We start from the raw sequence: 24,544 nt of genomic DNA, 5'->3' as shown, positions 1-24,544 counted from the left end.
AAGATTCGGTGTTTCCTGACGCTCTCTACAGGGTCCAATGCACCTGTAGTCGAAGCGCGCGGCGTCGGGATCCTTCTACTTGATTGAGCCCGGAGCCGATTGTGCTACGGTTCTCATAGCTGGTGACCCCGTACTTTGCCTCCAGTGTGAGCGACGGGTGCGGTTCGTACTGCACCAGGAGATAAGATCGCCGTCCTCGATCAAAGAAAACGGGCGCGGAGAAACTGTACCTCAGATCGTGCTCGTAGGCATAAATTCGGGCTGCAAATCCTTCCGTATCGAAGATCGCAGTACGTGCATCTACGGTCAAAACAGGGGTGGGGGTCCAACGAACCCCTTGGGCCAAGAAGAACCCACGTGAACGGGCCTCTGGGCTCGTGTGGAGGGACAATTCGAGGCGCGTTCGTACTGTGAAAGCGTCGCTGAATGCGTATTCGGTGTGCCAGCGCGCCGAGTGCCGCCGCTTCCGGTGAAGGCCCTCGAGAAGCCGACTGCCCCGTTGGTACTCGGTGCCTTCGTCGTCCTCCTGAACACGGACCTGAAGATAGCTGGAGAGCCAGGGACGAGGCTCATGCTCAAGAACCAGGCGCGCCTCCCATCCGGTGGAGGGACGAGGGATGCTAAATTGGAGCCAGGGAGCACGATATTGATCGAAATACGCGCCGAGGGTCCATGCTGGGGCCACCCGGAGTTGCAGGCCGGTGTAGACGCCCGTTTCGTTCTGTGTCTGGACTCCGCCCCCGAAAGCACTGCCGTAGAATGACGCAAAGTCAGGTGGATACCGGCGCCCTAGCAGTACTGCGTCCGCGTACTCTCCGTTTAGCGCGCCCCCCAGCAGGCCCCCATAGGAGCCACGAGGAGCCCGAGCGATTTCCCCGAACAGGGTGTAATCCCCGAGAAATGCTGTTCCGTGTGCCCCAATCATCGACGTTTCGTGGCCCGTAACTCGGAACTGACGGTAAGGCCGATCGCCGGGCCGGAGTGCTCGTGAGAAGCGAGCGTGATATCCCGTGACTCCGAGCCGAAGCCCCGACCGCCGGTACTCCAGCGCGCCCCCACTTGTCGTCTCCCCGAATGTGCCTTTCCGGGCAAGCTCGCTGGGAGTCCGGTGCCGGCCGTCACCGGACACGGTCCGCACGGGAAATGGGCCGTCGACACCCGTGAACGAGGAATCGATCGAGGCGTCCCGATGCCGACGCGAGACGAACGCAGTGAGAGAAAGAGCTCCGGGCAGCCCAAGTGTGGCCGCTGCTCCGCGGAAGAACGAGGTCTCTGAGGCGGAACGATAGGAGCGGAGGCCACGGCCGTGTGCCTGGGGCGGGGCAATTGGGTCCCGGCCCTTGCCGAATCGGAGCCCCTGCCAAAGGGTAACGCCTCGTCCAAACTGGGCGGTAAAGTCGCCCAAAACAAGTGTCTCGAGGCGCCCAAGGTCACGCAGGGTGAGGCTGCCGGTCACATGATCGAATCCATAGGTTTGGGTTTCGGGGTTCCACCGAATCGGTTCGCCGGGATCCTTGTCAAGCGTCAACGCTAGTTGAAGGCGACGTTCGTGGGCGAGCTGGAGACGCGTCGTGAGGCGTCCCGGAGGTCCCAAAAATTGATTCCCGTGGAACCCACGTCCCAAGTCGAGCCGCCGTGTAACGCGCTGAGTAAGCTGGACGCTAAGGTTCGACGTAATCGCGGCGAATGTGGGGAAGACGGACGGAGCGGTTGGGGCCTCCAGTCGCAAAAAGGGACGAACAGCGTGCACCGTCGTGGGGCCGATGCCTTCCACAGTCTGCAGGGCCCCCAACGCGCCAAAGGGGCCATTCTCGGCCCGGTGCCGGACGATGCGATGGGCGTTCCTGAGTGAAAGACCGGGAATCATCGACAGGTCAGCGGCAGAGGCCTGGTTGAGGGCGAGGGGGCGTGCCTCTAGGTCAGCAAGATGCTCGGCTGCCAGCGTCCCCGTGCGGTCCGTGGTACTGAGTGCGTCCAAGACGCGCTCAAGACGTGGCCCAAGGTCTGTCGTGTCTACACTCAGTGTGTCTGTGTATGGCTGGGCAGCCGTGCCGGGGGGGGCAGCGATCAGAAGGAGTAGCCCAAGGAGCGCTGGCAGGGTGGGTTGAAAGGTGGGGCGTACCGGAGGCATTGGGGCATCGCTACCAGTGAATCTCCAACGACACGGAGGGGGACCAGCCGAGTTCGGCGTGCTGTTCGGCGGCCACGTGCGCCTGTAGCCAGTCGAGGTGGAGACCAACGCCCCCAGTGAACCGGGTGGGGGCGGTCGTGACGCCCGCCCGAAGGGCCAGTAGAGACAGAGGACGGACCTCAAGTCCGCCCCGGACGGCGCTGGGAAAAGCGCGATCCTTGAACACATCTGCGAGGACCCGCAGATCGTCTCCTACACGATACTGGAGGCCCACCGATAGGGTCTGGGGAAGCGGCTCCCCCTCGACCAGTGAGGGACCGTTGACGTTCGTGGCGTGGGCGCCCAGGTGCAGCGACGACAGGAGCGGAAGCAAAAGCCCGAGGTGCAACCCCATCGCGCCGGCGGCGCCATACCCATCAATTCGGGTGTGATAGTATCGTCCCGTGAGGCCGACGTACGTACGGCGGCTGGTTCCGAACGAGAGCCCACGGGCATAGCCCAGACTGTAGTGAACCTCCCGGTACCCATCGCCCCCAAAGGTGCTGGCCCCAGCCGAGAGGCTGCCCCAAGCGACGGGCCAGGTGCTCGACACCGATCCGTACCGGAGGGCCGAGAGTCCAAATGACTCCCGCACGAAGAAGGAGGAGACTCCACGGGACCGGCGGGCCGGCGTCGCCGGATTGGCGTACACGCCGGATGTCGTCGTGAGGGCCGTAGAGGCGTAGCCGAGGGCAGAGGACCGAGCACTGCCGAACAGATCGTACGCAGACTGGCCGTGGGCCGGTGCTGGGCCCGCCATCAGACACCCAACTACGAAGAGCCCCAAGAAACGATGCATGGCAGAAAGGGGCGACTGATGCCATGTCTCTAGGCTATAATTTTAATTTTTGCATTACAAAAAATCAAACGGGCGATGCTAAATGTAGAAAATCAAGATGCATGTGTGCAGAAAAGATTCATCGACCGGGACGAAATCGGCGCCTCGGAGCCGAAGGGGGATCCGCCGATGTCTTCACGAGAGTCCCGTGCGGGTCGTCTCGTGTGGCTCTGTCCTCAGAATTGAAAGAAGAACCGTCTCAAAAAAGCGGGGCACACTGAGTTGTCGTGAATGGTTAGGACTCGCAAAGTTAAGAAGCTATTTGGCGGACGTTCTCTGGCCTGCGACTTCGTGGATCTCGTGCAGCCTGGGAACTACTTGGTCACTGCGTTCCTGGCGCAAAATGGCTTCTGCATTCGCCCGGTAGCTCACCACGGGCATGACCTCGCTCCTGCTCGGCCCCCGCTACAGGGCGTCATTTGAGCGCCATTTTGCAGCATCGCCCACTGTGTTTACTCGGCTGGGCCTCGTCAGTCGCTACGCTCGTGTCGGCTGAACGTCAATCCACCAAACAGCTTCTAAGATCGTTAGCCAGCGAAATTTACTCCCTTCGCCGGAGACACTCCTTGTTTGCCCACGTAGGAATCGAAGTCATTCTGAGGGAGCCTGCGACCGAAGCGCCCTGAGCGTTAGCGAAGAAGTGCTTCGAGAGTGAGTCTCTTTGAAAATGCCAAAAGCAAGAGAAAACGTTTCTGCCTTGCAGGGTCGTTTCCGCCTTACTTGAAGAGATTTCTCCAGTAGCACTCGGGCACTGCGTTCTCAGCGCTTCAGCTCCGCCTTGCCCTGCTCAGAATGACCTGTATTCGTTGGGAGCTTCACCGGCGAGCGACGGGCTTTCGTCTCAGAACTGGCCGGTGGCCAGTTCACGTGTGCAAGTCCTAATGGCATAGAATGCACTGGTGAGATGAAGCGAGAGACCGTGGAGTTCGGTGGGTCGGGACAGGGACGTCAGAAACCTCGCGCCGACGTGAAAGGTAGGAAGTCTGCTTCACAAATTGATCATCTTTCTTCTATGGCCGTGTCCAAAATGCCGGCGGCGGTGTGGGGATTTGTGGTCGTGGGGGTGCTCCTGTTTGTTCCCGTGGCCGACGGACAAGAGTTGCGGTGCCGCGTTCAGATTGACGACTCGCAGATCAGCGGGGCCGAATCCGAGTTCGATTTTCTTGATGATCTTGAACGTCAGGTTCAGGAGTACATGAACACACGCTCCTGGACGGACGACGAGTTTCTGCCCTACGAGCGCGTTTCCTGCTCGATGCAGATTGTTCTTCTCGAGTCGGTCAGTCTTTCTGAGTTTCAGGCACGGCTAATCGTCACCACCCGCCGCCCCATCTACGGAACGACGCAGTCGTCGGTGGTCGCTCGGATTAACGATCCAGAATGGCGCTTTGAGTACAGTCGGGGCTCCTCCCTCACCCGTGACCTCGACCGCTACGACCCGTTGACGTCGGTGCTTGACTTCTACGCGTATTTGATCCTCGGCTACGACTACGATACGTTCCGCCCCTTGGGCGGCACCCCGTACTTTGACCGAGCACAGACGGTGGCCGACCAGGCAGAAGGAAGCGGAGATCCGGGCTGGTCCTCGGTGGGGACCCAGCAGACCCGCGTGCAGCTTCTTTCGAACCTACAGGCACAACGTCACGAGCCCCTGCGCCGGGTGTACTACGAGTACCATCGACGGGGGCTTGACCGGTTTGCGCAAGAGACCGAGGGGGCCCGAGACACCCTGATGGAGGTGCTTCGGACGCTTCGGACGCTCAACGATCGCTTGTCTCAGTCCTATGCCCTGAACCTCTTCTTCTCGACGAAGAATCAGGAACTGACTGCAATTTTCGAGGGAAGCGATATGGAGGGGCAGGCCCAAAATCTTCTCGTTCAAATGGATCCCTCACACTCCTCGCAGTACAACCGCCTCACGGACTGAGAGGCTGTTTGAGGGGTGTTCTTCGCCTCCCCGGCTGTGCTTCCTCGCTTCGCACAGGGCGCTGTGACCTCGTGGTTCTCGTGCAAAAGCCCTCCTGTGCCCGCCTAGTAGTTCTCCCGATGCGGCCTGTTTGGGCGGATCCTTGAAGCGTTGCCCACCGTGTCTTGGCCGAAGGCACATCCGTCAGGCAGCTGTTGAGATGCCCTGCCCTCAGATGCCACACTACATGTTCGAATGATGTGTGCAGAGTCTCAGGGCAGGGACCATCCAGTCGGTTGTTTCGTTCATCTTTTTGGAAATCATGTGTGCCCTCTCAGGCACGTTAGAATCGTGTTGCTCTCGTGTCTACGAAGTCATGTGTTGGTCGGGGGCGTAGCACACCCAGTCCTGCTCTTTTGATCGAGTCGCGTCAGGTACGATATGTCAGACAAAGACGGAGAAGCGAAGGACAAGGCCCTCGACCTCGCCGTTGAGCAGATTCAACGGGACCACGGTGAAGGGGCGATCATGCGTCTCAGTGATGATCCCAACCAGGAGGTAAAGGCGATCCCGACGGGGTCGCTCGCACTGGACGATGCCTTGGGGGTGGGAGGGGTGCCGCGCGGTCGCATCATTGAGATCTTTGGGCCCGAGTCGTCGGGCAAAACGACCTTGGCAGCCCACATCGTTTCGGAGGCCCAGAAACTCGATGGGACCTGTGCATTCGTTGATGCCGAGCATGCGTTTGATCCCAACTACGCCGAGCAGCTTGGGGTGGACACGGATGAGCTCCTGATTTCGCAACCGGACACCGGCGAGCAGGCCCTCAACATCACGGACACCCTGGTGCGTAGTGGAGCCCTCGACGTGATCGTCATCGACTCCGTGTCGGCGCTTGTGCCGCAGGCCGAACTGGAGGGAGACATGGGAGACACCCATGTGGGCCTGCAGGCACGTCTCATGAGCCAGGCCCTCCGCAAGCTGGCAGGCAACATCAATCGTACCAAGACGTCCCTGATCTTCATCAACCAGATCCGGATGAAAATCGGTGTGATGTTTGGGAACCCAGAGACCACCTCCGGCGGGCGGGCGCTGAAGTTCTACTCGTCGGTCCGAATGGACATCCGCCGAATTGGGGCCGTTAAGGATGGGCAGGATGTTGTGGGCAACCGCACTCGGGTAAAGGTGAAGAAGAACAAGGTGGCGCCTCCATTCAAGGAAGCGGAGTTCGACCTCATCTACGGGGAGGGCATTTCGTCGCTCGGAGAAATTATCGACCTTGGAACGGAGTACGACATTCTTCAGAAGCGAGGGTCCTGGTACTCGTATCAGGATGAGACCATTGCCCAGGGGCGTGAAAACACGAAGGAGTGGCTCGAAGAAAATCCGGAGCAGCGCGAAGAGATCAAGTCGGCCCTCCGTGGAGAAATCGGACTCTCGACGGTGGGGGACGAGTCCGACGAGGACGACGAAGGGGATCTCGATGAAGAGTCTGAAGCGGCCGTCGAAGAGGCCTAGATCCATGGCCGTCCGACGGTGCCTCTTCGGATCAGTGTGGGGGGTCCTCTTGCTTCTGTGCGCGGGGGGAGGAGAACCAGTTCAGGCGCAGTCACCGCCGCCTTCATCCGGGGCCGCTGCCCCACGTTTCTGCACAGCGTCCCCTGATCGCCCGCTCGACGTGCGCGGTCTCGCGTCCGTGTACTGCCTGACACAGCCCGCGGTGTCCAAGGGGCTGCGGGGAGCACACCGCTCGGCGCGTCCCGTCTTCTACGGGGCCGTGCCCCTCGCGTGGGGCGGAGCAGTGCTCACCCAGGACCCTGCTGTACGGGCTGCCGCCTATCGCCTCACACTAACCCAGGGGCTCACCTACGGGCTGGCGGTGGGGATAAAGCATGTGGTGGAGCGCCCCCGTCCGTATGTCCATCGGCCGTTGGAGGCACGTACTGATCGTCATCGTTCCTCGGCCTCTGAAGACGCACGCCTGTCGTTCCCGTCCGGCCATGCGTCACTTTCAGCCGCGCTGGTGACGTCCTGGGGGCTGTCCTATCCTCGGTGGTATGTCGTGGGGCCCGGTGTGCTATGGGCCACGAGTGTGGCACTGAGTCGGGTGCACCTCGGGGTGCACTACCCCAGCGATGTGCTGGCCGGAACTGTGCTGGGCATCGGGGTCGCTCTGCTCGTCCACCACCTCCGCCACGCGGTGACCCCCGCCCCGTTCCAGGCCTCCTCGAAATCGTCTTTGGGTCCGCCGCTGGTCATCCGGATGTCCTTTTGAACATTGTGGTCAGAGACGCCGAGCATCGGCATTCTGCGATACAAAACGAGTGCGGGGACGTGCGCTCCGAGCGGCGCCCGGGCGATGGTGTCCGGATACGACGTGTGCAGCCCCTCGGCGGGCTGCCTCCTGGACGGAGAACGGGCCGTGGAGGGAGATACCGGAACGGTCCCTCGGACCGAGAAGGATCTGCGGGGGACTCGCCGAACGCCTATGCCCAATCCATGCGGGCCGAAGAGAGGAGTCTCCGGAGGGGAAGGGCACAGTGGTCCTGGACTGTTCCAATGAGGCGAATGCGGATCCGCCCGGCAGCCATGCCGGGGGCGTGTGCACCAAAGTTGTGCGTACCAAACAGGTGAGGAGTGGAGAGGCTAGGGAGGAGAAACCCTTTCTAAAGAACCGAGAAGTGGGTGTGCGTCTTCACACGCTGGGCTGTATACTAAAACAGTGCTCATTGATTCGCCACCAAAGTTCTGACGTCCATGGCCACTGTGCATCCATTCCGGGCTGTGCGCCCTCGTCCTCAGCACCTCAAGGAGATTGCGTCGGTGCCCTACGACGTGGTCGATGCGGCCGAGGCGCGAGACCGAGCCGAGGGACGACCGCAAAGTTTCTTGCACGTGGCCCGGCCCGAAATTGACCTGCCTCCGGAGGGGGACACGCCCGAAGGCGCTGTCTACGAACAGGGGGCCGCCAACCTGCGTCAGTTTGTAGAAGCGGACCACACGGTACAGGAAAACAAGCCCGCCGTCTACGTCTATCGCCTCGTGGCGGACGGCCGTGAGCAGACCGGCGTGTTCGGAGGGGTCTCGGTCGGGGAGTACGACGAGGGCACCATCGTAAAGCACGAAGAGACGCGTCCGGCCAAGGAGGACGACCGGACCCGGCACATCCTCGCCCAGCAGGCCCACGCCGAGCCCGTAATGTTGACGTACCGTGACGACGACACAATCCACGGGCTCGTGTCGGACGTGCAGGAACAGGACCCGCTGTACGACTTTGAGGCGGACGATGGGGTGCGGCACACGGTCTGGAAAGCCTCAGCACCGGCCCCGCTCGTCGATGCATTTCACCATGTGGAGCACCTGTACATCGCAGACGGACACCACCGATCCAAAGCGGCCAGTCGAGCCGCCGCGACGCTGCGAGAGGCAGCGGGGACTGTGTCGGACGATCAAGCGGATGTGCCCGGGTACGAGATGTTTACCGCGGTCCTCTTTCCCATGAGTCATATGCACATCATGGCTTACAACCGGGTCATCCACGAGCTGCCCGCCTCCCCCACTGACTTTTTGGAGCAGCTGGCCCGCAACTTTGAGCTAGACCGGAAGGTCGACGATCCGGTGCCGGCCCAGAAAGGAACGGTGTGCCTGTACGTGGATGGGGCCTGGCACCGACTCTCCCTTCCGGCCCCGGATGGGAACCGCGTCGTTGACCAGCTGGACGTGTCGCGCCTGAGCGAGCATCTTCTGGAGCCTCTGCTCGACATCACCGACCAGCGCCGAGACCCCACGATCGGCTTCGTCGGAGGCATTCGGGGGACGGATGCGTTGGAGGCTCGGGTAGAAGCGGGGACGGCCCAGATGGCCATTAGTATGTACCCGACTCGTATCGAAGAGCTGGTGGCCGTGTCGGACGAGGGAAGCCTGATGCCCCCGAAGTCCACCTGGTTTGAGCCCAAGCTGCGGAGCGGGTTGCTGGTCCACGACTTCGCTGAGGACGTGCCCAGCGATGTGTCGGGAGCGCCCGCGATCTAGAGGCCCGGGCGTGCGGGGCGAGGCCACCATCCTCGCCCCCACGAGCGGTTCTGAGCCCCAAGAATCCGGGACCTAGTCCACGAACAGAAGGTCGATTTCGCGGTCCTCGACGCTGGCGCTTGCCACCTCCACACGCACCGAATCGCCGGGGCGGTACGAGGTGCCGTTGTTCTCGCCCCGAAGCGTGTACGTCGACTCGTCGTACACGTAGTAGTCGTCCATCTCGCGGACGTGGACGAGGCCCTCGACCAACAGGTCGGTAATCTCGACGAAGACCCCAAACTTCGTCACGCCGCTGACGACCCCGTCGAATTTTTCACCGACGTGGTTTTTCACGTACTCCACCTGCTTCAGCTTTACAGACTCTCGCTCGGCTCCTTCGGCGTTTCGTTCCTGCTCGGAGCAGTGTTCGCACCGGGCCGCAAGATCCTCGATGTCCGCAGGCGACCCGCCCTTGGCGTAGTGCTTGAGCAGCCGGTGCACCATCAGGTCGGGATACCGTCGGATGGGGCTTGTGAAGTGGGAGTAGTAGTCGAAGCCAAGGCCATAGTGGCCGATGTTGCCGACGGCATACTCAGCCTTCGACATGGCGCGGAGGGCCGCCCGCACGATGACCTGTTCTTCGGACTCTCCCTTGACCTCATCGATGAGGGCCCCCAGGTCTGAAGAGCGTGCGTTGCCGTCGGTGAGGGGCAGTTCGTGACCAAAGACGCGAACGTACTCGGCAAGCTGCTGAATTTTCTCGCTGTCTGGGCTGTCGTGCACCCGGTACACGAAGGGGAGCGGCTCGTCGGTTCCGTTTGAACGGTGACGTTCCACATGCTCCGGCGCGGCGATGTGCTTCGCGACGGTTCGGTTCGCCAGCAGCATGAACTCTTCAACGAGGCGGTTGGCCCGGAGGCGTTCCTTCCGCACGATGTTCGTCGGGGTACCGTCCTCGTCCAGAATTACGTTTACCTCGTCGGAGCCGAAGTCGATGGCGCCCGCCTGCATTCGGCGTTGGGTAATGGTCTTGGCGAGTCGGTTGGCCTGCACCACGTCCGCCGCCATCTCGTCGTTGGGATAGCCGCCCTCAATGTAGTCTTGAGCGCGGTCGTAGGTGAGGCGCTCCTTGGAGTGGATCACCGTCTCGCAAATCTCGTGGTCCACCACGTCGCCCTGCCCCGTTACCTCCATAAGAATGGAGAAGGCCAGCTTGTCCTCGTGGGGCCGTAGGGAGCAGACCTTGTTCGAGAGCTTCTCGGGGAGCATGGGGATGGTGCGGTCCACGAGGTACACGCTCGTCCCACGCTCCAGCGCCTCTGTATCGATGGCCGTATCGGGCTCCACGTAGTGACTCACGTCTGCGATGTGGACGCCCACTTCGTAGTGGCCATTGCTTAGTTCCTCGACGTGAATGGCATCGTCGAAGTCCTTCGCGTCGTCCGGATCAATCGTGAAGATCGGCTTGTCGCGGAGGTCGCGACGGCGCTCGATCTCCTCCTCGGGAATCTCGACGGGAATGTCTTGGGCTTCAGCCTCCACCTCCTCGGGGAAGTCGGCCTTCACGTCCATGCTCATGGCAAGGGACAAGACCCGCACGTTCGGGTCGTCCGACGGGCCGATGACGCGGAGGATTTGTCCCTCGGGAGAGGCCTTCCGGTCGTCAAACCGTTCGATGGACACCATCACCTTCTCGCCGTCCTCCGCACCGCTGAATGCATCCGGGGCGACGTACACATCCTGCAGAATGCGCTGGTCGTCCGGCTCCACGAACGCGAAGTCTCCTCGGTGGCGGAAGGTGCCAACCACCTTGGTGCAGCGCCGCTCGGCAACCTCGAGAACTTCGCACTCCCGCTTCTTGTCTTCGGGGGCGCGGGCGGCCACGGCCACGCGGACGAGATCCCCGTGCAGGGCTTCTCCCATGTTGGCCTCTCGGATAAAGAACTCCTCGTCTTGATCCGTGGCCTGAACGAAGCCAAAGCCCTTGTCGTGACACTGGAGAACCCCAGTGTGCTGACGCGTGGTGGCTTTGGCCTTGTACTTCCGGCCGTCGCGCTCCACAAGTTTGCGGGCGGTCATCTCTGCGAGCACGTCACAGAACTGGAGGTAGGTCTCATTGTCCTCAATGTCGAGCGCCTTCGCAATCTCGTGGGAGCGATGGGCGTCGTCGGGGTGAGCTTGCAGAAAGGCGAGGATGTCCTGTCGAAGGCTGTCAACTTGCGTCTCCGTAATGGCGGTAAATTTCTATGATAGAAAAAGGAGTCAGTATGAATCTCGTAGAACGCAACGACGGCCTGCCCGTCAGCGTTCGAACCGCACGAAAAAGTCACAGAGGCTCGTCTGTGGGGGACGCCTCTTGTGCTTCGGCCGAGGCGGTCGAGTCGGGGGGAGAGAGGGACGGTTGGGCAACCGGGGTGGGGGCCTCGTCGTCCGGCTGATCATCGTCTGGCAGCAGCCATCCGAACACGCTGTGGAGGAGCGACTGCCAGGTTGAGAACTGGGTCTGGTACGACACGCCGGCCCCCCGGCTGCTCGTGAGGGCGCGGCTGGGGGTCAGGTCGTCCCCGGTGCGCCGGTAGAATACCTTGGCACTGACGCTGGGACTGAGTCGCACCTCCACCATGAACTCGCCTTGGGGGCCCTCGGCGCGCTGGGCATCCGGGCCGGTCGGATCGTCGTTGGTATACACCCCTTCGCCCCGAATGATGAGGCGCTCGTTGAGCAGGCGCAGGGCCACCCCGTAGATCAGGTCCAGGTTGCTCGGGTCTTCCCCTTGCACGCCAAAGTTGAGGTCCACATTGGGGAGGGCCTCTCCGAGGTATCGGTTGAGCTGGCTCGATACGAGCTGAGACACGCTGTTGAACGCCAGTTGGTTGCCCGCCGTTGTCAGTTGACCGCCTTCATCGCCGGAACGGGGAGTGCCACTCTGGGTGATTGACTCGGTGGTCAAGAGAAATGTGTTCGTCAGCAGCACGCTCGTGGCGTACTCCGTGGTCCGAGCGGGCTGGTTGAGAGCGGCGTCTAGGGTTTCGGAGCCGATCAGGTTTCGCTCTTCGCTGCGCGTCATGGACAGGCTGAGGTCCACCTGCGGGGAGGCCACCCGGCCGGCGATGGCCAGCTGGACCGTAACAGGGATGCGCCCACTGTACCCGTCGAAGCCCGGCAGGCCGGAGGGAGAGGCGCGGGTGCGATACTCGGCATCCAGATCCAGTTGGGCATTGGTGGGGCTGCCGTCCCAGGTGATGGTGCCTTGGCTGATGGCAAAGCGACGCACAAAGACCTCCCCGGCCGTGAACAGGTAGGTGCCGCCGGTCGCATTGAAGCTCCCGTAGACCGAAAAATCGCCTTCCCTCCGCTGCAACTGCACCCGGCCGGAGCCAACGACCGTTACCACATCGCCCACCAGTGGATCGAAGACGAGGTTAACCGTCGACTCGTCCGGAGCGATGACATTGAGGTCAAGGTTGAGGCCCTCCACGAAAGAGGGAACGCCCTCCGGGCGGTCCGCCAAGATGTTGGGGCGGCGTGTTGGCTGTGATACGGAGGGGGGGCGGCCTGTGGAGTCGGCGAAGACGATGAAGCCCGTGTCCTCCTCCACCGTTCGCCCGGAGACGGGGATGTAGAGCTCGCTGTCCGACGTCGTCCGTGCCGTGTTTGACGAGAGGGTAGCGTCGGGAAGAGGGCCGTTGAGATGCAAGGGGCCTGAGCCCCGGATATGGCCATAAAACGGAAGGTCCTCGGCCTGCGATACGTCGATTACCGTAATGCCGTCTAGTGCGGCCGACAGGTCGAAGGAGAAATACTGGTAGTCATTGAACAGAATGCTCCCGTCCACGGTGGCAGTGCCCTCATCGTCTCGGACCTGGAGCGTGCGGGCGTGGATGCCGCGTTCGTCCACCGCCACAGGCCCCTCCACCTCGTAGGACAGCCCAAAGACCGGCAGCTGAACGGCCCCGTTCACGATGTCGAAGTCTGCCTCAAACTCAGGGTCGCGCACTCGCCCCCCGATGTGGAGCGGCCCGGTGACGAATCCGCGCATGCCCGCGACGCGCTCCTCGAAGATGTACCGAAAGAAGAAGAGGTCCGCACGTGTGACCCCCACTGAAAGATCTAGGGTTTCTTCCGGAGGGAGGGCCGAGGTTCGCTCAAGATCTCCCACACGGGCCCATTCGGGGAGCCGCACCCGACCAGACACAGAGACGTCGTTGGGCTCGACCGCTCGTGCCCCCTCGGGGACCAGGTCCGGCCCCGTCAGCTGCTCCAGGTCTCGGGCTTCTGAGCGGAGGTGCCCGTTCACGCGGAGATCTGGAGATCGGGCCGTGTACGCCAGGCGAAGGCGAGCAGAGCCCAGGACCCGACGGTCGAAGGAGAGGCGCCGCACCCCCAACTCGGTTTCCAGGTTGGGGGCGTCCAGCCCACCGTGAAAACGCATCGTGCCGTTCAGGTTGCCGCCGATGAGTTGCGGCAGTCCCATTGCCTGTGAGATGGGAGGAAGATAGACGTGCTGGGCCTCCACGGTTAGAGTGTCCGACGGGCGCGTCGAGACGGTGCCGCCGATCCGAAGTTTTTGCAGAGAAGAGGTGTCGGGATGGGGCTGCTGTACTGTGAGTGGCGTCAGAACAACGGCGCCCGAGTAGGCCCGCAGGGAGGCAGATGAAGCATTGGTCCACTCGTTGCCGTTGGTGGTCGCCGAGACGTCCTGAAGGCGTAGCTCATTGGTCCTGGGCGTGATGTGAAGCCCCCCGGATAGCCGCACAGAACTGGCAACCCCGACGCTATCTGCTTGCGCTTGGAGCCAGCCGGTGCGGCCGCCGTAGGTGAGGGCAACGGCGGCGTTTGTGAGGGGGGGACCGCCCAGTGCGGCCCGGGTGGCCGATACCGTGGCCGTCGCCACCGTTGATTGTGCAAGGGGAGCCCCAATATCACTGGACACGTCGTATCCGGCGCTCAGGTCGGTCACGGTCCTGGTGCCGGACCGGATGAAATCGGCCGAGACGCGTCCTGCGGTATGGAGGCTATCGGGACCGACAGAGAGGCGAGCCCTGGCGGTAAGGTTGTCGGCCTCGTCCGGAAAGGCCCCCCACCAGGCACTTACGATCTTGGGCTGAAGGACCCGAACATGTGCCTCGGCTTGGAGGGAAGATTGAAGCCGGGAAGATTCTTGGGGGGAAATGTCGGTCGGCAGGTAGAGGGACGGCTGGATGGACGACCGTTGACGAGAAGGAGCGGGCTTGCTGCGCTCGCGCCGAACCGCATCCCGGAGCTTCGTGCCCCAGGTTCGGGCTGCCGTCCAGAGAGCCGGCCCGAGTGAGGTGCCGTCGGCCGTGAGACGGAGTGCCGAGCCGCTCAGCTCGACACGGGGACGGTCGGCGGTGCGGTCGGCCACGCGGAGGGTGGCGGAGTGCGGCGGCAACGCAACTGCACTGTCCCCACGGTTGATCCGAGAACTGTCCACCTGGAGGGCCGCCGTCCCGGTGACGGCCTGCCACGTCTTGCCGGCACCTCTGATAGACAAGCGTGCATTGAGTTGCGTGGACGGGGCACTGGGTCCCAGAAGGGATTTTAGGTTGACATTGGAGCCTGTGGCCGTGGCCCGGTAGGCGGGGTGGCGATCGAGGGATTGAGTCGCTCCTTCGATAGACAAACGCCCTCCATTCTCCTGTCGGATCCTCATGGTGCCCCCGCTGCTATCCCCATCAATTGCGAGTGAGCCGTCGGCGGAGGCAAACGAACGACCGGCAATCTCAGAGTCCGTGAGGGACACGTCGACCGAGCCCTGAAGAATGCCGAGCTGCGTGCCAGCCCCGCTGCCCTCGACCTGCCCTGACAGTCGGCTCGTCAGGGCGGGTCGACCGGTCAGGGGCGCAAGGTTGAGACTGTCTGCCACGAGCGAGGCACTGTAGCTGAGGTCGGACGGCGACGACCGGGCGACGTCCAGTGAGCCCCGGACGGCCCCGTGTGGACTGTCTATCGCAAGGCGCGTCGTAAGGTCGAACGTCCGAGCACCGGCGTCTGGAGGGGCCGTCGTCCCCCGCAGCGATGCGGTGAGGCTAAACGGGCTCTCCGCAACGGGAGGCAGCTGTGGGGCGGACGGCCATACCTCCCAGAGGTCCTTCGGAACGAGCCGACTTTCTCCAAGACGAAGATCCACCGCGAGCCCGTCGGAAACACGCTGGAGGGTTCCGTTGAGGGTGGCGACGGAGCCATTGTGGGTGATCGTCACGTCGTCCGCACTGAGCCGACGCGTGGTGCCCCCCAACGTGCCTTCGAGGGTGACAACGTCCGCGAGTGGAAGCCGGGGGACGAGGCGTCGGATTTCGTCGTGGTCGATCCGACTCCGGTCCAGACGCAACGAGATTTGGGGCGAGCTTCCGTCAGCCGCGGTCGTTTGAACAGAAGCCTCTCCCCGAATGCGCGTGGTCCCCAGTGACCAATCCAGGTCCGTGATCGACCAGCCGTCCGAGGTGCGTTGGGCCCGTCCCTCGACGAACGTGGCGCGGAGGTCCTCGCCCGGCACGGAAAACGATGCATTGCGAAGCTCAACGGAGCTCCTCGTGCTCGTCCGTTGGGCAACGGCGCTGAACGAGAGGTTCGCAACGGTCGTCTGCGTGTAGTCGAAGAGCCAGCCTCGTTGGACAAGTTCGGGGGCGGGCCCGGCCCGGGACGTGGTCACGCGGCCTTGCTGAACCTCAATGTCCGCGAATGTTATGTCGAAGGTGTTTCCCGAGGAGGGAGACACTTGACGAAAAGCATGTGCGACATTCCACGCCCCTGCAGAGTCCCGGCGCAGAAGAAGGTGAGGCCGAATGAGAGTGAGGGACTGGATGGACAACTCCGTGGACAAGAGGTTGGCCCATTGTGGCGTCGCCTGAACCGCCTCGACGGTTCCCACGAGGGTGCCAGAGGGATCGTAGAGCTGCACCCCGCTTGCCTCAATGGTGGTGAGAAGGGTGCCGCTCAAAGAGTCGACCGAAAGGGTCCCCCGGAATTGTTGGTTGAACTGAGCCTCGACTTGCTGACGGATCTGATCGCGGCCGACCTCCGTCCGCGTGAGGCCTACGACGAGGACGGCTCCCACCAGCATCGCCCCCAGTGCCACGCGGAGGGCCCGCCAAAGCGGTTCGGTCAGTGAGCGACGGGACGGTGAGTTGGGCACGAGGACGGGCCGGGCCGGAGAAGAGGGAAGGTGCTACCGAGGCGACCGCCGGGCACTGGCGCGTTGCCCCGGCGGAGCGGGAGAGGGCGGTTCAGTCTGAACAGGCAAACCGCCATGCGTGACGGGCGTCGGCCTCTGTCACACTGCCGGTCACGTACGCCTCCCCCAACTGTTCAAGGAGCACGAAGCGAATGGTGTCGCCCTCATTTTTCTTGTCCGCCGACATTGCCGCGTACAGGTCGGAGAACGACAGCGTGGAGGGATCGGACTCAATCGGCACCGCACGGAGCACGTGGTCCAGCCGCTCTCGGGGGAGTGCCTCGGGGTGACGCTGATGGGAGAGGTAGAGACCTGCTCGCATGCCGAGCGCGACGGCCTCCCCATGGGTAAACGTGCCGTACCCCGCCACCCGTTCGAGGGCATGAGCGAAGGTATGCCCAAAGTTCAGAATGGCACGTTGTCCCTCTTCCCGCTCGTCGGCGCTGACGACGTTGGCCTTCACGCTCACGGCGCTTTCAATCACGGCCGAAATGGTTTCTCGATCTTTTCGGCTCATTACAGAAACCAGGTGCTCCTCCAGGGTCTCGAAGAGTGCAGGGGCACGGATCAGGGCATGTTTGATCACCTCCGCCATTCCGCTGGTGTATTCTCGCATCGGCAGGGTGTCGAGCGTATGTGGGTCGGCACAGACGACGTCGGGCTGATAAAAAGCGCCAATCAGGTTTTTTCCGGTTTCGTGGTTGATGGCCGTCTTGCCCCCCACCGATGCATCGACTTGGGCGAGGAGGGAGGTGGGCAACTGCACGAGGGGCAGTCCGCGCAGGAGGGTCGCTGCGGCGAATCCTGCGAGATCCCCAATAACGCCGCCCCCAAGGGCGAGCACCGGGGTCTGCCGGTCGATGCCCCAGGTGAGAGCGTTTTCGTAGAGGCGGTGAAGGCACGAGGCCGACTTGGTCTGCTCCCCGGGGGGAAGGACAATGGAACGCACCGTCCATCCCGCGTTGGAAAGGCCCCTGACAAGTGGCGTTTTGTAGTGACGGGCTACATTTTCGTCGGTGACGAGAAGACACCGCCCCGGCGAGAGTCCGGTGTCCTCTAGTAGCGACGGCACAGTAGCAAGGGAATTGAAATGGACGGTATAGCTTCGCGCGTCGAGGTCAACAAAGACGGACATAGAGGCGGAAAGTCTCAGCACGATTTACGTACAGGTCCCCACGGACTGATGAGGCGTTAGATTCCTTGTCTCCGCAAAATTCGAGGAGTCTGATCGCACCGTTTCGAGGGCCTTTCGTGTCCCGGGTACTCGCAAAGCCTGTAGCATACCCCCAGCCCACATGGTCATTTCGTCGATTTTGGACTATGCACACACCCTCGCCGGGCGTGCGATCGACGAGGGAGGGCTTGCGGTGGACGCCACGGTCGGAAACGGGCACGACACTGCATTTCTGGCACGGGCGGTGGGGCCGTCTGGAACCGTCGTGGGGTTTGACGTCCAGGAGGCCGCCCTGACTGCGGCGCGGCGACGCCTGGAGGCAGAGGGCCTGGAGGGGACCGTCCGCCTGGTGCACGCGGGCCACCAGACCCTCGCCCACGAACTGGGCGGGACGGAACGGGGAGAGGTGGATGCCATCATGTTCAACCTGGGCTACCTACCCGGGGGCGATCATACGGTGACCACACGGCCCGAGACCACTCGTCAGGCCCTTGAGGCCGGTGCAAAAGAGCTCCGGCATGGTGGCGTCCTCACGGTGGTCGTCTACACCGGACACGACGGGGGGGAGGCGGAGGCCCGGGCCGTCGAGGCCTGGGTGTCGGCGCTGCCGCAGAATCGGTTCCGGGCTCTGTCCTACCAGTTCTCGAATTGGAGCAACGACCCCCCGCGTCTATTTGCGGTGGAGAAGCGAGGCGACACGTAGACGCCGGACGAATCTGCCGCAGCAGTCCTGTCTTCTCACCGGTTTACCTCACGGACGCGCCATGTGCCTGATCCTCTTCGCAAACGACGTGCATCCAGAGTACCCCCTCATCTTCGCGGGAAACCGGGATGAGTTTTACCAGCGCCCGACGGCTCCGGCTGGGTTCTGGGACGATGCGCCGCACGTGCTGGCTGGGCGCGACCTGAAGGAAGGGGGGACGTGGCTGGGCATCACGCGGCGGGGGCACTGGGCGACGGTGACCAACGTGCGAGACGAGCGGCCCTCCTCGAACGACGCCCCGTCCCGGGGAAGGCTCGTGGCGGACTACCTGCGAGACGAGCCCGCTCCGGATGCGTACCTTGAAAATGTGAAAGCGGAGGCGGACCGGTACAACGGGTTTAACCTGCTCGTTGGAACGCCCGAGAGCACACGCTACTTTACAAATCGGGACGGCATCCCTCGGGCAGTGCCCTCCGGAATTCACGGCATGAGCAACGCTCGGCTCGACGCCCCGTGGCCGAAGGTGGAGCGGGGCACCTCGCGGCTGGAGGCGTTCTGTGATGAGGGAGGCCGTTCTGCCGACGTCCTCTTCGATATCCTGGACGACCGTGAACCCGCCCCGGACGACAGGCTCCCCAGCACGGGCGTGGGACTGAAAACGGAACGGATGCTCTCGCCGCCGTTTATCGATGGGGACGAGGCGTACGGCACCCGCGCCTCGACCGTCCTTCTCGTTCATCGCAGCGGACAGGTCATGTTTCTCGAGCGAAGCTTTGACCACGGAGTCCCCACCGAAACACGTGACTTTTCGCTCAGCCTGAGATCTCGCACGACGCCCTAGGTTCTTTTCTCCCCGTTCGTTCTGAAAAAGATTGTCCCCTCCCCCTATGTCCGAGAAGCTTCGATTTGAAAATGATGATGGAAATGCCCTGGCCGCTCGGCTTGACCGGCCCGAGGGCCAGTCGCCTTGTGCGTTTGCTCTCTTCGCGCACTGCTTTACATGCTCTAAGGATCTGCAAGCCGTCGGGGCCATCAGCCGGGCGCTGACCCGCCGTGGCATTGCCGTCCTCCGGTTTGACTTCACTGGGCTCGGGGACAGCGAGGGAGACTTTGCGGACACCAATTTCTCCTCCGACGTGGAGGATCTGATTGCGGCGGCCGATTACCTTGCCGACCACTATGAGGCCCCGCGCATCCTAGTGGGACACTCGCTGGGCGGCGCGGCGGTGCTCCAGGCCACTCGGCGGCTTGACTCCGTGCAGGCTGTGTCCACCATTGGGGCTCCGTACGATCCTGAACATGTCACCCAACACCTCCAGGACGCGGTGGCGGATATCAAAGAGAAAGGGGAAGCGCGCGTCCGGCTGGCGGGGCGGACCTTCACGATCCGGAAGCAATTCCTCGATGACCTGGCCGCGACGAAGATGGAGGACACCATTCAGAGCCTCGACCGGGCCCTGCTAATCTTCCACTCGCCGGTCGACCGGACCGTCGGAGTGGACAACGCCGCCAAGATTTTTCAGGCGGCCAAGCACCCAAAGAGCTTCGTCTCTCTCGACAATGCGAATCACCTTCTTACGGACCGGTCGGACGCCGAGTATTTGGGGGTGGTCCTGGGGGCCTGGGCCAAAAAGTATGTCGACCCGTCCCGCTCTGAGCCCGAGCCGCTGGACGAAGACGTGGTGACGCGCACAGGAAACGGGTACCGCACCGAAATTCAAGCGGGTTCTCATTCCTTGGTTGGGGACGAGCCCGAGGACGTGGGGGGAGACGACGACGGCCCTACCCCGTACGGCTTCCTGCTGTCGGCACTCGGCAGCTGTACGGGAATGACGCTCCGCATGTACGCCGACCGTAAAGAGTGGCCGCTCGACGAGGCAATTGTCCGCCTGTCCCACGACAAGGTTCACGCGGACGACTGCGATCACTGCGAGACGGAGCAGGGAAAAGTGGACCGCGTCAAACGGGAAATTGAGGTTCAGGGCCCTCTCAGCGAGGACCAACGTGAGCGGCTCCTTGAGATTGCCAACAAGTGTCCCGTTCACCGGACGCTACATGGTGAAGTCGATGTTCAGTCTTCACTCCGTTCTCTGGAGGGATCCGATGAGAGCTAGCCTCATCGGGCCGAACTCTCATCGAGCGGCCTTCGTTGAGAACTCACAGGGAATGGGCCCCTATTTGGGGCCCACGATGCGAACCCACAGCGGTTTGTGTCATATGAAGTCGTACATTTACACACGGGACGTGGCGCAGCTCGGTAGCGCACATGTATGGGGTACATGAGGTCGCCGGTTCAAATCCGGCCGTCCCGACTCTTTGCTCTTTAGGGCCGTTTCCCCGGATTGCGCCGGCGGAACGGCCTTTTGCTTTGCAGGTTTGCCGATTGGCTCCGTCGGCAGGCCTCCGTTCGATGGGGACTGACGTTGGGCCCGGGACCTCCCACCGACTCTCTCTGTCACCATGCCCGATGATCTGGACACTCCTGCCCTGCAGCGACTTGCGCGCGACCTGCGCCATATTCGTGAGGACCGGGGCGTGTCGCTCGCTGCGGTCCGAGGGGAAATGCAGGTTCATGCCTCTCACCTGAAGTCCTTCGAAAACGGTGTCCTGCACGAGGAAGCACGGATGAATGAGGTGTACCTGAAGGCATTCGTCCGTGCCTACGCCAAGGCCGTTGGGCTGCCTGCGGAAACAGTCGTGGGCCACCTTGAGTCTGCCCTTTCGGACGCGTACGACGACCAGCTTGCAGCCGCGTTTCTTGACGCACCGCCGTCGGCAGAGGGGGAGTCAGACGACACGGACGCCCCTGTGCCGGATGCCTCCGAAGAGGAAGGGGACGAGAGAGCCGACACGGCCGATCTTCCCCCAGCGTCGGAGGACGCACCCGAAGCTGGAGAGAGCCCTTCAGGCCCCTCTCCTCAAGATGCAACGGCCGGGTCGACGCTTGATTCTTCTGAAGATTCTTCGTCGGAGCCGCCGGTCGATGCCCTCAGTGATCAAGAAGAGCCCGCTCCTTCGCCCCGCGAGGAACAGTCGCCGCCTCATGAAACAGAGGAGGTCCCCAAGCACTTTTCGGATCTGCCGGAGAAAGAAGAGACGAGTGGGAGCTCCCCCCGTCCGACAAAGGGAAACGGGCCGTCACAGACCGCCCGCCCTTCCGAAGGTTCGAAGGCCTTCGTCTCGACCCATCGGGGCAAACTCCTTGCGACCGTGGGAATCCTCCTTTTTCTCGCGCTGGCAGGGGGGCTGGCAAACTACTTCGTCCAAGACGAAGGGGCTTCCCCAGCCTCATCGGGGAGTGAACCCGTAGAAGCCGCCTCGGCCTCCCAGGCTGATCCTCCGTCTGCCGAGACTCCGGCCGACACCATGGCATCGGTACAGCAGAGGTCCCGGCGGGCCCCGGCCGAAATCACGCTCGGGGATACCCTCTACGTCACGGTCCGTGCAACCGCGGACGTTCGTGAGCTTCGGGTCCAGCAGGACGACAACCTCCGGCGCCCGTACTGGATTGAGGCGGGAGAGGCCCGCGTGTTTCCGTTCAGGGAACGGGTGACGCTGCAGAATCAGCTCGACAGCCTGCAGCTTCTTCTTGAAGGATACCGGTACCCCATCACCTCGACCGATGATCAAGGGCGTGTCATCATTCGCCGGGACACGGCCGAGCAGTTTGCAGATACGCTCCGTGGCACTCCCGGCTCGGTTCCGAACGCTCCCGATACCATCGAGCTGAGAGAGGCCACTCCAGCCTCAGACACCCTGTCCGTAGGACCGTCCGACCCAGAGCCGTAGCGATCCTCTTGCACATGTGAGGGGATCCTCCGTGTTTCCCCTGCATTTGGGGTTTGCTCGGCCGCGTCCTGGTTCCCGGACTTTTGAGGACCCACGGCACTCGTTCTACTGGTTTCATGGTCCACTATGAGACTTCTTGAGTTGCTTGGTTGGAGCCGGCGGGCGCCTCAACCCGTGGGGGATGATCTCGAAACGGGGGATGACTCTGAGGCCACCGCGGCCTGGCGCGGGTGGGCCCTGCGTGGAGGGCTGTTTCTGGGGCTCGTGGCCTTGACCGTCGCGGCGTTCCCACGCGGAGACTTCTACGAGTATACGGTTGAGGTGGGCGACACATGGAGCCAGTCAACCCTCAGTGCTCCGTTCAAATTTCCCGTCTACCTCGACCCCGAGCGTGTGGAGGCCCGGCGGGACACCGTTCGGGACAATACCCCTCCTTATTTTCAAGAGGTTCAGGGAGCGTCGCGGCAACTCGTGCAAAACCGCGACACGCTACGCCGCCAACTGAATCGCATCCTGGGGACCTACGCGAGCTATCGCTATCATCGACAGCAGGGAGAATCGGAGACTGCCCGCCAGGATTCGCTGGAGTACGTACGGCGCCGCCGAAATGCTCAGGTGACGCTGAGCGCCTCCGAGTGGGAGTACCTGGCCTCCCAGCACGCGGACGAGGTGCAAGACCTTCGCTCTGCCTCTCGGCGGCCCTCCGATCAGACGTCGTCCCGTCTGTACGGACGTCTGATCGACGCGGCGTTTGAGGTGGGGGGGCAGCTTCTCAGTCTCGGTGTCATGAACCGGCCCCGAGACTCTGTGCGGACCGACAGGATCATTGTCCGGAACCAGCGAGATCAGACGCAGCGTAGGGCGGACAAGAACAATCTTTACGGCCTCAACGAAGCGTTCGACTACGCCGAGCGCCAGCTTCGTGAGCAATTCTCCGCGAACCGAGAGCACTCCCGAATCGCCTCATCATTCTTTCGGGCGATCTTCGTTCCCTCGCTTCAATACCTGCGTGAGGACACAATGCAGGAACGCGAGCGGCGTGCCAAGAAGGTGACTGCCATTCAAGGAGGTGTGGACAAGGGAGAGCCAATCGTTCGCACTGGGCAGCGAGTGACGCAAGAAATCAAGCGCAAACTGACCTCCCTCGAACGGGCGAAAAGCGATCAGCTTGGGTCCAGCATCGTGCTCAAGCAGCTAGGGGGGGAGGGGCTCTTTACCCTGCTCGGCTTCGGGTTCCTCTTTTTCTACCTCTACCTCCTCCGACCCAACATCTGGTCCAAAAACCGGGACCTGATTCTGATGTCGGTGGTTCTTGCACTCATCATTGCTCTCTACGGGATCGCGATACGAAGCCCCTGGTCCCTGTACGTGGTGCCCGTCCCGCTTGCGTCGGTTCTGTTGACCATTGTCTTCAATTCTCGAATTGCCCTCATTGGAACGCTGGTCCTGGCCCTGACCGGAGGACAAATGCTCGGGCTTGATCTCGAATACACGAGCGCCGCTTTTTTCGCCGGGGCGTTCGGCATCTTCAGCGTCCGAGACATAAAAAATCGGGGGCAGTTCTTCGTGAGTGGCGGACTGGCCTTCGTAGGGTATACGCTCGTCCTTCTTGCGACCTGGCTGTATCTTGACCTTTCCTTCGAACGCGTGGTTCCCGATCTGGCCTACGCGGCGATCGCTTCCGCCATTACGATCACCTCCTCGCTGTTCCTCTGGGCGCTGGAGCGCACCTTCGACATCACGACGGACCTGACGCTGCTGGAGTTGTCCGACACAAACCGCCCACTGCTCAAAGAGCTGAGCCTCCGCGCCCCCGGCTCGTTTAACCACACGCTTCAGGTTGCAAACCTCGCCGAGGCGGCCGCCGACCGGATTGGGGCGCATGCACTACTGACCCGGGTGGGGGCGCTCTACCACGACATCGGCAAAATGAAGAAGCCGGAGTATTTCGTGGAAAACCAGCGCACCATGTCGAACCCGCACGACGAGTTGAAGCCTCGCATGAGTGCCCTCATCATTGCCAGCCACGTGAAGGAGGGACTCGAGATGGGGACGGACGACGGACTGCCGGCACAGGTGCATAAGTTCATCCCGATGCACCACGGGACGGCACGCATCGAATATTTCTACCAGAAGGCCCTTAGCCAAGCGGCGGACACGGACCAATCTGTTCTCGAGTCCGAGTTTCGCTACCCTGGGCCCAAGCCGGACTCGAAAGAAACTGGCATTCTGATGCTGGCCGATTCCGTGGAGGCGGCGAGCCGGAGCCTCGAGGACCCCTCGCCTCGTCGCCTCGAAAACCTCATCGATCTTCTCTTCAGCGAGCGCATCGATGATGGGCAGCTCGACAATACGGACCTCACGTTCCGAGACCTCCGCCGGATCAAAGATACGTTCCTAAAGATGCTGCTCGGCATCTACCACGTGCGGGTGAAGTACCCCGACCAGGAAGACACATCCGCCGAACCGGACTTCGAGGTGGTGTCCCTCCGGGCGGAGCAGCCGTACATGAACGTGTCCATCGTCTACAGCCAAGACGCGTGGGGGGGCTGGATTGAACCGGAGGCGTCGTCGGCGGAGCGTTCACGGAAAGAACCCCGGCCTCAGCTTGCGGATGCGTCCCCTCACTCGTCCCCCTCTTCGGCCGGTGGAAGGATGCCGGCGACCCCGAACGGGAGGGGGAGTGCTCCTGTCACGAAGGGCCCCGCCGCCACTGAATCTGAGGATGAAGAGGCGTCGTCAGAAGAGCAGTAGA

At 62.5% G+C, this 24,544-nt stretch carries 14 protein-coding genes and 1 tRNA gene; 10 read left to right on the top strand and 5 right to left on the bottom strand.

Annotation, left to right across the window (positions count from 1 at the left end):
* Positions 1 to 25 precede the first annotated feature (25 nt).
* Both B7R93_RS12915 and B7R93_RS12910 read right to left on the bottom strand, forming a co-directional pair.
* Entirely contained in the window at positions 26 to 1,978 is a 1,953-nt protein-coding gene (locus B7R93_RS12915; protein ID WP_232798424.1) for a helix-hairpin-helix domain-containing protein, read from the bottom strand.
* Between the two features lie 163 nt (positions 1,979 to 2,141).
* Positions 2,142 to 2,969 (bottom strand): hypothetical protein, encoded by an 828-nt coding sequence (locus B7R93_RS12910; protein WP_103021167.1) that lies wholly within the window; start codon positions 2,967 to 2,969, stop codon positions 2,142 to 2,144.
* A gap of 1,051 nt (positions 2,970 to 4,020) precedes the next feature.
* On the opposite strand from B7R93_RS12910, the gene porD reads away from it, so the two are divergent.
* The 4 genes from porD to B7R93_RS12890 all read left to right on the top strand — a co-directional run bounded on the left by porD (position 4,021) and on the right by B7R93_RS12890 (position 8,946).
* Positions 4,021 to 4,935, top strand: coding sequence for a type IX secretion system protein PorD (porD, locus tag B7R93_RS12905; RefSeq protein ID WP_232798422.1), 915 nt, complete (start codon positions 4,021 to 4,023; stop codon positions 4,933 to 4,935).
* Between the two features lie 420 nt (positions 4,936 to 5,355).
* Positions 5,356 to 6,432 carry a recombinase RecA gene (recA, locus tag B7R93_RS12900; RefSeq protein ID WP_103021166.1) on the top strand — a complete coding sequence of 359 codons (1,077 nt, stop codon included), beginning with the start codon at positions 5,356 to 5,358 and terminating at the stop codon, positions 6,430 to 6,432.
* Between the two features lie 160 nt (positions 6,433 to 6,592).
* Complete coding sequence (locus tag B7R93_RS12895) at positions 6,593 to 7,189, top strand: phosphatase PAP2 family protein (RefSeq protein WP_232798421.1); 597 nt, start codon at positions 6,593 to 6,595, stop codon at positions 7,187 to 7,189.
* A gap of 509 nt (positions 7,190 to 7,698) precedes the next feature.
* The gene (locus B7R93_RS12890; RefSeq protein WP_232798419.1) at positions 7,699 to 8,946 is read left to right on the top strand and encodes a DUF1015 domain-containing protein; all 1,248 of its coding nucleotides are present in this window, start codon (positions 7,699 to 7,701) and stop codon (positions 8,944 to 8,946) included.
* Positions 8,947 to 9,018: 72 nt separating this feature from the next.
* Here the strand turns inward: B7R93_RS12890 and rnr are convergent, their stop codons facing one another.
* The 3 genes from rnr to aroB form a co-directional block, all read right to left on the bottom strand.
* Positions 9,019 to 11,124 carry a ribonuclease R gene (gene rnr, locus B7R93_RS12885; protein WP_103021163.1) on the bottom strand — a complete coding sequence of 702 codons (2,106 nt, stop codon included), beginning with the start codon at positions 11,122 to 11,124 and terminating at the stop codon, positions 9,019 to 9,021.
* A gap of 130 nt (positions 11,125 to 11,254) precedes the next feature.
* Positions 11,255 to 16,084: a translocation/assembly module TamB domain-containing protein gene (locus B7R93_RS12880; protein ID WP_232798418.1), complete on the bottom strand. Its 4,830-nt coding sequence runs from the start codon at positions 16,082 to 16,084 to the stop codon at positions 11,255 to 11,257.
* Between the two features lie 91 nt (positions 16,085 to 16,175).
* A complete protein-coding gene (gene aroB, locus B7R93_RS12875; protein ID WP_103021161.1) occupies positions 16,176 to 17,258 on the bottom strand; it encodes a 3-dehydroquinate synthase in 1,083 nt (360 codons plus the stop codon).
* Positions 17,259 to 17,418: 160 nt separating this feature from the next.
* On the opposite strand from aroB, the gene mnmM reads away from it, so the two are divergent.
* The 6 genes from mnmM to B7R93_RS12845 all read left to right on the top strand — a co-directional run bounded on the left by mnmM (position 17,419) and on the right by B7R93_RS12845 (position 24,543).
* Positions 17,419 to 18,000, top strand: a complete 582-nt coding sequence (gene mnmM / locus B7R93_RS12870; protein ID WP_103021160.1) for a tRNA 5-(aminomethyl)-2-thiouridylate-methyltransferase MnmM — start codon at positions 17,419 to 17,421, stop codon at positions 17,998 to 18,000.
* 61 nt (positions 18,001 to 18,061) lie between these two features.
* A complete protein-coding gene (locus B7R93_RS12865) occupies positions 18,062 to 18,841 on the top strand; it encodes an NRDE family protein (protein WP_103021159.1) in 780 nt (259 codons plus the stop codon).
* A 46-nt stretch (positions 18,842 to 18,887) separates the two neighbouring features.
* Positions 18,888 to 20,114, top strand: coding sequence for a bifunctional alpha/beta hydrolase/OsmC family protein (locus tag B7R93_RS12860; protein ID WP_103021158.1), 1,227 nt, complete (start codon positions 18,888 to 18,890; stop codon positions 20,112 to 20,114).
* Between the two features lie 124 nt (positions 20,115 to 20,238).
* A tRNA-Pro gene (locus B7R93_RS12855) sits at positions 20,239 to 20,312 on the top strand.
* Positions 20,313 to 20,460: 148 nt separating this feature from the next.
* Positions 20,461 to 21,789 carry a helix-turn-helix domain-containing protein gene (locus tag B7R93_RS12850; RefSeq protein WP_103021157.1) on the top strand — a complete coding sequence of 443 codons (1,329 nt, stop codon included), beginning with the start codon at positions 20,461 to 20,463 and terminating at the stop codon, positions 21,787 to 21,789.
* 126 nt (positions 21,790 to 21,915) lie between these two features.
* Positions 21,916 to 24,543: an HD family phosphohydrolase gene (locus B7R93_RS12845; protein ID WP_103021156.1), complete on the top strand. Its 2,628-nt coding sequence runs from the start codon at positions 21,916 to 21,918 to the stop codon at positions 24,541 to 24,543.
* Position 24,544: the final 1 nt, after the last annotated feature.

Source organism: Salinibacter altiplanensis (genome assembly GCF_002894645.1).
In the GTDB taxonomy this organism is placed as follows: domain Bacteria; phylum Bacteroidota; class Rhodothermia; order Rhodothermales; family Salinibacteraceae; genus Salinibacter; species Salinibacter altiplanensis.
The sequence above is the reverse complement of the archived record's forward strand: the minus strand, read 5'-3'. Positions and strand labels throughout refer to the sequence as shown.

What these genes read in the sequence shown, in the direction of transcription:
- B7R93_RS12910 (WP_103021167.1), bottom strand. Translation starts at nt 2,969, where the DNA reads ATGCATCGTTTCTTGGGGCTCTTCGTAGTTGGGTGTCTGATGGCGGGC.
- porD (WP_232798422.1), top strand. Translation starts at nt 4,021, where the DNA reads ATGGCCGTGTCCAAAATGCCGGCGGCGGTGTGGGGATTTGTGGTCGTG.
- recA (WP_103021166.1), top strand. Translation starts at nt 5,356, where the DNA reads ATGTCAGACAAAGACGGAGAAGCGAAGGACAAGGCCCTCGACCTCGCC.
- aroB (WP_103021161.1), bottom strand. Translation starts at nt 17,258, where the DNA reads ATGTCCGTCTTTGTTGACCTCGACGCGCGAAGCTATACCGTCCATTTC.
- mnmM (WP_103021160.1), top strand. Translation starts at nt 17,419, where the DNA reads ATGGTCATTTCGTCGATTTTGGACTATGCACACACCCTCGCCGGGCGT.
- B7R93_RS12865 (WP_103021159.1), top strand. Translation starts at nt 18,062, where the DNA reads ATGTGCCTGATCCTCTTCGCAAACGACGTGCATCCAGAGTACCCCCTC.
- B7R93_RS12860 (WP_103021158.1), top strand. Translation starts at nt 18,888, where the DNA reads ATGTCCGAGAAGCTTCGATTTGAAAATGATGATGGAAATGCCCTGGCC.
- B7R93_RS12850 (WP_103021157.1), top strand. Translation starts at nt 20,461, where the DNA reads ATGCCCGATGATCTGGACACTCCTGCCCTGCAGCGACTTGCGCGCGAC.
- B7R93_RS12845 (WP_103021156.1), top strand. Translation starts at nt 21,916, where the DNA reads ATGAGACTTCTTGAGTTGCTTGGTTGGAGCCGGCGGGCGCCTCAACCC.